13 protein-coding genes are annotated in these 8,918 nt (G+C 31.9%); 11 read left to right on the top strand and 2 right to left on the bottom strand.

Annotation, left to right across the window (positions count from 1 at the left end):
* A partial coding sequence (locus TS1_RS05215) for a class I SAM-dependent methyltransferase (RefSeq protein WP_068708555.1) occupies positions 1-594 on the top strand: 594 nt, incomplete at its 5' end.
* Between the two features lie 118 nt (positions 595-712).
* Here TS1_RS05215 and TS1_RS05210 read toward each other — a convergent pair.
* Entirely contained in the window at positions 713-1,006 is a 294-nt protein-coding gene (locus tag TS1_RS05210; protein WP_068708549.1) for a hypothetical protein, read from the bottom strand.
* Between the two features lie 103 nt (positions 1,007-1,109).
* Between TS1_RS05210 and TS1_RS05205 the strand changes: the two genes are divergently transcribed.
* Positions 1,110-1,325 carry a helix-turn-helix domain-containing protein gene (locus TS1_RS05205; RefSeq protein WP_068708547.1) on the top strand — a complete coding sequence of 72 codons (216 nt, stop codon included), beginning with the start codon at positions 1,110-1,112 and terminating at the stop codon, positions 1,323-1,325.
* 74 nt (positions 1,326-1,399) lie between these two features.
* Positions 1,400-1,708 carry an MGMT family protein gene (locus TS1_RS05200; RefSeq protein ID WP_068708545.1) on the top strand — a complete coding sequence of 103 codons (309 nt, stop codon included), beginning with the start codon at positions 1,400-1,402 and terminating at the stop codon, positions 1,706-1,708.
* 380 nt (positions 1,709-2,088) lie between these two features.
* Here the strand turns inward: TS1_RS05200 and TS1_RS05195 are convergent, their stop codons facing one another.
* Positions 2,089-2,601, bottom strand: a complete 513-nt coding sequence (locus TS1_RS05195; protein ID WP_068708542.1) for an AAA family ATPase — start codon at positions 2,599-2,601, stop codon at positions 2,089-2,091.
* 324 nt (positions 2,602-2,925) lie between these two features.
* On the opposite strand from TS1_RS05195, the gene TS1_RS05190 reads away from it, so the two are divergent.
* The 8 genes from TS1_RS05190 to TS1_RS05155 all read left to right on the top strand — a co-directional run bounded on the left by TS1_RS05190 (position 2,926) and on the right by TS1_RS05155 (position 8,911).
* Positions 2,926-3,165 carry a helix-turn-helix transcriptional regulator gene (locus tag TS1_RS05190; RefSeq protein WP_068708540.1) on the top strand — a complete coding sequence of 80 codons (240 nt, stop codon included), beginning with the start codon at positions 2,926-2,928 and terminating at the stop codon, positions 3,163-3,165.
* Positions 3,155-3,505: a hypothetical protein gene (locus tag TS1_RS05185; protein ID WP_068708538.1), complete on the top strand. Its 351-nt coding sequence runs from the start codon at positions 3,155-3,157 to the stop codon at positions 3,503-3,505. Before TS1_RS05190 ends, TS1_RS05185 begins: the two co-directional genes overlap by 11 nt.
* A gap of 24 nt (positions 3,506-3,529) precedes the next feature.
* A complete protein-coding gene (locus tag TS1_RS05180; RefSeq protein ID WP_068708536.1) occupies positions 3,530-4,351 on the top strand; it encodes an ATP-binding cassette domain-containing protein in 822 nt (273 codons plus the stop codon).
* A complete protein-coding gene (locus TS1_RS05175; RefSeq protein ID WP_068708534.1) occupies positions 4,338-5,066 on the top strand; it encodes a hypothetical protein in 729 nt (242 codons plus the stop codon). The genes TS1_RS05180 and TS1_RS05175 overlap by 14 nt, the downstream gene beginning before the upstream one ends.
* 603 nt (positions 5,067-5,669) lie before the next feature.
* Entirely contained in the window at positions 5,670-6,281 is a 612-nt protein-coding gene (locus tag TS1_RS05170; protein WP_068708532.1) for a GrpB family protein, read from the top strand.
* Between the two features lie 480 nt (positions 6,282-6,761).
* On the top strand, positions 6,762-7,673 hold the full coding sequence (locus tag TS1_RS05165; RefSeq protein WP_068708530.1) for an aminoglycoside 6-adenylyltransferase: 912 nt from the start codon (positions 6,762-6,764) through the stop codon (positions 7,671-7,673).
* A gap of 111 nt (positions 7,674-7,784) precedes the next feature.
* Entirely contained in the window at positions 7,785-8,192 is a 408-nt protein-coding gene (locus TS1_RS05160; protein ID WP_068708528.1) for an SRPBCC family protein, read from the top strand.
* Positions 8,189-8,911, top strand: coding sequence for a DNA alkylation repair protein (locus TS1_RS05155; RefSeq protein ID WP_068708526.1), 723 nt, complete (start codon positions 8,189-8,191; stop codon positions 8,909-8,911). The genes TS1_RS05160 and TS1_RS05155 overlap by 4 nt, the downstream gene beginning before the upstream one ends.
* Positions 8,912-8,918 lie beyond the last annotated feature (7 nt).

The following is an 8,918-nucleotide window of genomic DNA, read 5'->3' as shown; positions in this document are numbered from 1 at the left end:
GATATGGGAACAGGAGGCGGTGAGGTTCTCTTAACTTTTGAGCATCCCTATAATCAAACGTCGGTCACAGAAGGCTATCTGCCAAACTATCACTTATGTAAGAAGAAATTAGAACCACTGGGGATTACGGTTAAATTTGTAGAAGAAGACGATGTTCTTCCTTTTTCAGAGAATTCCTTTGATATCATTCTCAACCGTCATGAAGCTTTTAGATTAGACGAAGTCCACCGCGTCTTAAAATCGGGCGGCATCTTTATCACCCAACAGGTCGGGTGCGAAAATAGTCGGACTCTTTCAAAACGTCTGTTGAAAAAAGAATTGGAAGTTGATGTTCGTAACCAGTTAACTTATCAGCTAGAGCAAGCAAGAAAAATTGGTTTTGAAATATTAAATAGTGATGAGTTCTACGCCCAGCTAAAGTTTTTTGATGCCGGTGCTATTGCCTATTATGCGTCTATTATTGAGTGGGAATTTCCAGGCTTTTCTGTTGATAGATGTCTTGAAGGCCTAACAGAATTACATCAGGAAATTGAAGAAGAAGGATTTGTAAGCTCGGTTGAACATCGTTATATGATGGTGCTTGGTAAATCATAAATCAAAATAAAGGATAAAATATCACATAGAAGAAGGCAGCAGCAAGGTTAATAATTTGTAACGGCTGTTGTCTTCTTTTTATTTGATAGTGAGCAACCTTTAGAACAGAGATGTAATTTTAGTTTCCTATTTTTTCTCTTGAACGTAGTTCTTCCAGTTGATCTTCCAAAAGATGAGTTTGAGTAAGAAAATCTTTGAGAAAAGTATCAAAAATTTGTGAGTTGGCGTGATATTCCAAAATAACTTGCTTTTTATTTAATGGCTCTTTCTCATATTTGAAGAATTTATCAAGCATTTCTAAAGCATTTGTCCAAGATTGAAGTTTTTCCAAGGTCCCTTTTAAATGATGAATGTCTTGTTGTGTAACCGCTTTAATCGGCTGCTTGTTTTTGGTTAGCTTCTCCCTTTCCATAGTTGTCCTCCTTTAATATAATATATATGCTTATTTTATCTGTATTCAAGATAAAACGCAATATCTTTATGACAGATATTTATAATAAACATAGGTGATGAAGATGAGTTATAAAAATATACGTTCTATAAGAGAAGATAATGATATAACCCAGCAACAAATGGCTGAGCTGCTGAGTATTTCTCAAAATACCTATTCTCAGTATGAAACAGGAAAAATAGAGTGGCCAGTAAGTACGCTTATTAAAATAGCCGATTATTTTGACGTTAGTGTAGATTATTTACTGGATAGAACAAAAAATAAGAGACGTAATGAATAGTATTAGCTAGTAAAAAATTGCAATTAGTACCAGGAAGACGTTCATTCCATTAAAAAAGCGAGTGTGATCATTCTATGAAACGTGTTTTAGATGAAGATTTAGCCTATGAGATTCTCTCGGTCGTTGGAGAAATACCAGAGGGCTGTGTTGCTACATATGGACAAATTGCCAAATTAATCGGCAGAGAAAAAAACGCTAGACTGGTTGGCAAAGTCCTCAGTAGAGCCGAATATTATGGGAAATACCCTTGTCACCGTGTGGTTAACCATGCAGGCAGACTAGCTCCAGGTTGGAATGAACAAGCTGATCTGCTCCGTGAGGAAGGCGTTTTTTTGAAAGATGAAAACCACGTCGATTTGAAGAAGTTTCAGTGGGAGGATTAGCAATAATTTATATATGGGTAGATATAGCCCGGTTTCTTTAAACAACTTGTTGAATTAAACCTTGTTCTTTTTTTAGAAAGGGTATGCTATATTGTGTTTGCGACTTCAGTGTTGGGGCTAGGATAGCAACTGTAACGGTTATCGCTTAATCATCTAGCTAATGATTCACTTTCATGACGATTAGACCTACAAAAAGTGGAGCAATAACCAATGAGAAGGAGTCTTTTGAAAGTAACACCCTTTTTTGGGGCAAGTTGCCACAAATAATATAACGTAATTTATTATACTATGATGCTTTTAACAATGTTTTTTACTATTATTTAGATAGGAAGATAATGATATAATTGCCGAAATGTGAGCGCCTACGAGAGTTCAATCCTTTATCTCTTTATTCGGTCTAGTATGTTACTTACAGTATCCTCTTTTGCAACATCGTCGTTATTTATTTTTTCAGAAGCAGGAATTTTTTTGAAGCTTTCTAAAATTTCATCTACTCTTTCAGTCCCCCAAGCTTTTAATGATGGGTTACGCTCTTCTAAACGTTCAAGAATTGTGTTTTTGGATACTTCAAGTTGAATATGGCAAATAGGAACTTCTAAACGTCTTAACTCTCCAATAATTCCATCAAAAGCTTCTTTTTTATATAAAGTCATAGGAGCGATAATATCACCGTTGTATTCATTAAACATTTTTTTCAGCAAATGAACATTCCACTCACGCCACTCTCGATAGTATTGAAAATCTCTTTTTTGGATGGATTGAGGCAAGTTATTTCTTAGAAAATCACCGATATTTTCCGGATCGTAAAGAAAAGAGTTGTCTATCTGCGCGTTCAAAAGCTTTGCTATTGTAGTCTTTCCCGAACCAAAGGCACCATTAATCCAAATAATCATTTGTTTGCTATCCTCCTATAAAAGTTAACACGCTAAGCTATTTATTTCAGCATCGAATAGAACGTTTACTACAAGTTTCTATTGCTTTTTCTCTATCTTAAAGTAAGGTTATTGAAAGAACAATACTTAGAGGAAATTATCATATGCTTTGCTGAAACAGCAATAATAAAGCTAAATGATGGAGCATATGTTGATAATCGAAGGCATTCTATGTATAGCGATATTTTTAAGATAATCATGAGTGTAAATGAAAATTTTTATTTTGTATAAGTAAACTTTACTTTTGTAAAATAATAATTTATAATCTGTTATGAGGTGGTAGTTGTGAAAAACAATTTTGGTGATTCAATATCAAACAAAGTGTATGAGTATCGCGTACTTGCTAGAATGTCTCAACAAGAACTAGCAGAAAAAGTCGGTGTCTCTAAGCAAACGATTTTTGTCATGGAAAAAGGGAATTATGTACCGACTTTATTGTTAGCATTTCGTATTGCCTCTTTTTTTGACGTAGATGTTAATGAGATTTTTACTTATGTGAAAGGAAGTGGTCAGAATGAAGATTAATAGTTTTTCAGATATAATCCCAGCATTATTTTATCCCTTAAAAGAATGGGCAGAATCAAGTCGAACAAATTGGTTTATTTTTATTGGATTCGGCTTGTTTATGCTTTTTATCATGATTACTATAATTTTTTACTTTTCCAAAAAATTCGGGAAAGACGATGAACGAACGGACGTCATATATAAAAATTGGGCCTATGTAGTTTTGTTGACGATCCTTATAGGGGATATCATTTTGCCAAATGAATATCTAGTTAGCCAGTTCACTATGTACAAATATGTTATCTCTTTTCTTGCGGGGAACATTTATTTTCTGATACAAACGAAGAAAGATTTTAATTAACTATTTTTATTTAGGGAGGTTAATATGGAAAAAATAATAACTCTAAATAATGTAAGCAAGAAGTATAAAAAAAATTTACTTTTCAAAGATGTTAATTTATCAATTTTTCTAGGACAATCCATCGCAATCACAGGAAAAAATGGTCTTGGGAAAAGTACATTGTTAAAAATTATTGCTGGTTTAACTAATCCAAATACTGGAACAGTAAAAAAAGAAAGGAAAGTTTCTTTTCAATATATTCCAGAACATTTCCCAAAAAAGAAGTTTAATATTAAACAATATATCCAATTAATAGGGGAAGTTGATGGAATTTCAGAGAAAAATTTAGAAAAAAGATCAAAAGCATTATTTGAAGAATTTCAAATTTCAGGCATGCTCGATACTCCTTTAAAGCTTTTATCAAAAGGAACGCTCCAAAAGATTAATGTTATTCAAGCTTTATTAAACCCTCCTGATATATTAATTTTAGATGAACCATTGTCTGGGCAAGATTCTTATTCACAGAGTGTGTTTATCAAAGAAATTAATAAGCTTAGAGAACAAAAAGTGGCAATAGTTATGTCTTGTCATGAAAAGTATCTGATAGATACAATATCAGATACGGTTTGGGAAGTGAACGATGGAGAGGTTATATCAAAACGCATTGATGAAAAGTTATGGTATATTTTGACATTTATACCACAAAAACAAAATAATATGCTGATGGATGCTTGCAAAAGATTCTGTATTGAAAAAAGAGAAGATAACTTTGTTTTTAAAGTACCAAGTAATAAAGTTGATGAGTTTATTAATATAATGTTAAAAAATAATTGGTTAATAAGGGGGATGGCTTGTGAAAAAATTTAATAGTCTTCTTGTTTACAATTTGAAAGATTATGTTAAATCTGCAAAATTTTTTGTACTTCTCATTGCATTACTTTTTTTACAATTGAGTGTTTATAGTAGCAAGCCAGTTGAATTAATAGATAGTATATTAATGTCTTGTTCATATACTTTTATGATTATGATAGTAGTTGGTTTTTCATATAACACTTTGGAAGACGATGTATCTCAACAAATATTAATACTAAAAGTGAGAAGTGCTACTAAGTATTATTTTAGTCAAATTGTTTTATCATTATTACTTTGCTTATCGATCAGTTTATTTTCAGCGACTGTGCCATGGCTTTCGGACATTGTTAATGATTCGTCTCTTTTCTTTAGGGTATTTACTTTTAATGATTTTATTTCGTCCTTTATTTTATTCTTTTTCACTTCATTTTGTGGTATGACGTTAGGTCTTTTAATTCACCCAAGGTTAATAACTGATAGGAAGTTTGCAATTATTATAGTAATGTTCATTTTAATAATATGCTTTGCAAGGGCCCCGCTAGCCGAAACTTATCCAATATTAAGATTTGTTCTTTGGATGGTTCCTCCAATTGCAGAATTATCTAACTATTTTTCTTTATCAGAATATTTTTCAATTTCAATCTTACTCAATGTTTCCATGCAATTGTTTGCTTACAGTTTTGTTTATACGTTATTGAGAATGATTATTTTATTAAAAATAAAATTTTAAATTTTTTATAGTGTTTATATCAAACATAAGGAACGAACTGATTGCTTTCTGTAATAGCCTAAATTGCTAAGCAGAAATTCAAAAGTAAAGTATGGAACGCACACTTCATATGAATCTGTTTTATCATAAAATATTTTGTTTAGTGATAAACCGAGTAATAAATTGTACAATGAGTACCAAGAAAACATTCATTACACTAGGAAAGCGAGTGTGATTATTCTATGAAACGTGTTTTAGATGAAGAATTGCTCCTGGTTGTAGGAGAAATACTAGAGAGCTGTGTTGCTACATATGGGTAGATTGCTAAGTGAATTAGCAGAGAAAAAATGTCAAACTTGTTGGCAAAGTTCTTAGTAAAGCCGAATTTTATGGAAAATACCCATATTACCATGGGGTTAATTATACAGGCAGACTAGCTCCTGGGTGGAATGAACAAGCTGCTTTGCTTTTCAAGAAGGAGTTTTTTGAAAAATGTAACCCATGTCGACTTGAAGAAATATCAGTAAGACTACATTTATTTATGTGATCCATGTGTATAATAAAGGAAAAACGTTTTTGATATAAGAAGCTGGAATATAAAGCTAGTCGAAAAGGAGTAAATTAATGAAAGATAATAAAAGTAACAATTATTCCTCATCCACAGATAATGAGTATCTAAAAAAAGTCACTGTTGGAAAACGAAAACCTCATAATGCGCCGATTGAATTAGTTGATTATGATCTAAATTGGGCAAAACTATTTGAGAGAGAAGCTAGAAGAATTAAATCAATACTTGGCAATAAAGTTTTACAATTAGAACATGTGGGATCCACATCGGTGCCTGATTTGTGTGCTAAACCGATTATTGATATTTTACTGGTGGTGGAAGATTCTTCCTGTGAGTCTTCATACGTTCCTGTTTTAGAATCAGCCGGATATACATTAAGAATAAGAGAACCAGAATGGTATGAACATCGCTTATTTAAAGGACCAGATACAGATATTAATTTGCATGTATTCAGTAAGGGTGCATTAGAGATCGATAAAATACTGCGCTTCCGTGATTGGTTACGTGCAAATCGTGAGGACCGTGAAAAATACGCCAAGGCAAAACGCGAACTTGCTCAACATACTTGGGAAAATGTTCAAGATTATGCTGACGCGAAAACTGAAGTTGTTGAAGAAATCATGAAACGAGCGAATTCAAATGTGATTTCAGAAAATCCACTCTTTTAGGAAAGCTTTCCAATGATTGTCTATTTTTATATTAACATATTACTTTCAAACTAGTTATTATATTTCGTAGTACAGTTTTCTTTGTGCTATAGGATAGCAACTGCGAAAGATTATCGTTTAATCATTGGCTAGATGACTAACTAGTACAATAATTATATCCGCAAATGCAGGCACAATAATTCACGAAATTAACCGATCGAACAATTGGAGTTGTCTACTTGCAAGATAGTCTCCGAAAATATTATAATGTAATTCATTGTATTGTGATGTTTTTTACAATGTTTTTTGTTATTATTATAAGTAGAAAAATAGCGTCGTAGTTACCAAGTTTTGTAAGGGGTTACAATCGGGCGTAATGCCACTATTCGATTATTCGGCTCTTATGCTTAAAAGTAATTTTGGGTGAATATTCTCATGTGGCATGAATATAACTTTAAACAGGAAGTAAACTATTTTTATTAATGCGATAGGAGAAAAATAATGGATAAGACGATGCAACGATTAACAAATTTCTTCGAAACGAATGATGACTTGAAAGTTTTTGCTATGAATGGTTCAAAGCTTGATAAAAATATTCCAGATGATAAATTCAAAGATTTTGACGTAGTATTCTTTACAGATTGCATTGAAAAATACAAGAAGGATAGAACTTTCTTAAATATATTTGGCGAAATTTTACTTTTAACTGAACCTGACGGGGAAGGTTATGTGGGGAAGCTAACTTTTCCTGAAAAAGATGGATATATTTTTTTAGTTCAATTTGAAAATGGCATAAGAATTGATATGCAATTTTTACAGCTGAAAAAATTGGAAGAATATCTGACAGAAGACAGCTTGACCAAAATAATTGGAGATAAGGATGCCAGAATAAAAATGGATGTTGTACCTAATGACAGTGATTATTGGCAAGTAAAACCCAAAGCAAATGAAATTGAATATTCTGTAAAAGAGTTCTGGTGGCAGTTTAATAATACGCTAAAAGCCACCTTGAGAAACGAATTCTTGCTCGCGCAATTTTATTTAAATTTAACAAGGGAAGAATTGTTCCGTTTAATTACATGGTTTTTATCATTTGAGCATGGGTTCGATAAAAACTATGGCAAGCAAAACCATAAGATTATCGTATTGTTGTCTGAAGATGTTAGAAAAAAGATTTACAAAACCTTTGAAACTTCTTCTACCGAACAGCTATTAGTGTCTTTAAAAGCGATTGGGGAACTCGAACTCACTTTTTTAGTAGAATTATATAAATATATGGATAGTGATTTTATGACAAAATTAATTGAATTAAAAAGTGTACCAATAAAGTTTTTAAATTCTAAAGGTGAGGGTGAGTCAGCTGAATATTTCAAGACAGCTTTTGAAAGCGATTCATCATTTTCAAATTCATAGATTAATAATATTTTTTAGGATGAAGTTACTAAGTGTCGTAAGTTTTATACCAGATAATTCACGAATACTAAATATTGAGTATTGTCGCCTGTTGAAATGAGGGAGAATAATATGGTCAAAGCAAACATTAAAGCGAATTTTCCTTATAATGTAGAGAGGGTATGGAGTACTGTAACTAATTTTCAAAATTCTTCATGGCGAAGTGATTTAAGTAAAACTGAGATTTTGAATGCAAGGCATTTTATTGAGTATACCAAAGGCGGGTATACTACTACTTTTAATATTATTGTTATAAAGCCTTATCAACGATTAGAATTTGAAATGGAAAATGATAATATGACAGGTTACTGGATAGGAACGTTTTCTCAAATTAACGGAGAAACAGAAATAGACTTTACAGAACATGTTGTAGCAAAGAAATTTTACTTGAAACCATTCGTTAAGATGTATTTAAAGAAACAGCAAAATGCTTATGTGAAAGATTTAGAAAAAGCGTTACAGGATAGTGATAAAAAATGAACGATAAAGAAATTATTTTTGAACTTCAATCTAATGCTTCTGAAAAGCATAAAGCAAATGTAATTCGAATGGGAATCCCTGAAGAGTTTACTATTGGTGTTTCTACTGCAACTATTCGAAAATTGGCTAAAAAGGTTAAAAAGTCTAATGAATTAGCATGGAAATTATGGGAAACTAAATATCATGAAGCGAAATTATTAGCGGTATTGTTATTTGATATAAGCAAAATATCTTCTGAAGATATAGAATACCTTATGTCAAACGTTATCTCGTGGGACTTATGTGACCATATGTGTAAAAACTTAATTATTAAAACAGACTATTGTGATAAATTTATTACTCGTTGGGTTAAGTCATTTGAAATTTATAAAAAGCGGGCAGCTTTTACTTTAATAGCTACTTCCGCAATGCACGTAAGAAATTTAACTGATGATATCATTGATGATTATTTGTGTTTAATTTCTGAATACTCTCAGGTTGAACATGAGCATGTAAGAAAAGCAGTTGTATGGGCACTAAGGGAAGTAGGAAAGCGAGATTTTTCTTGTAATGAGAAAGCTCTCCTTGTAGCATATAAGCTCAAGAAAAGTAAAAATAAAGAACAAGTTTGGATTGCAAAAAATGCGATAAAAGTAATTGGAAATGTAGTTAAAGTTGATGAGAGGTCACGTTTGCTTTCTGTAAACACAAAAAAGAAAAAGCAAGGTAAGGATGTTTAAATTTTTG

Source organism: Tetragenococcus solitarius NBRC 100494, from assembly GCF_001544195.1.
GTDB lineage: Bacteria > Bacillota > Bacilli > Lactobacillales > Enterococcaceae > Tetragenococcus > Tetragenococcus solitarius.
This window is presented reverse-complemented; position numbering and strand designations above follow the sequence as displayed.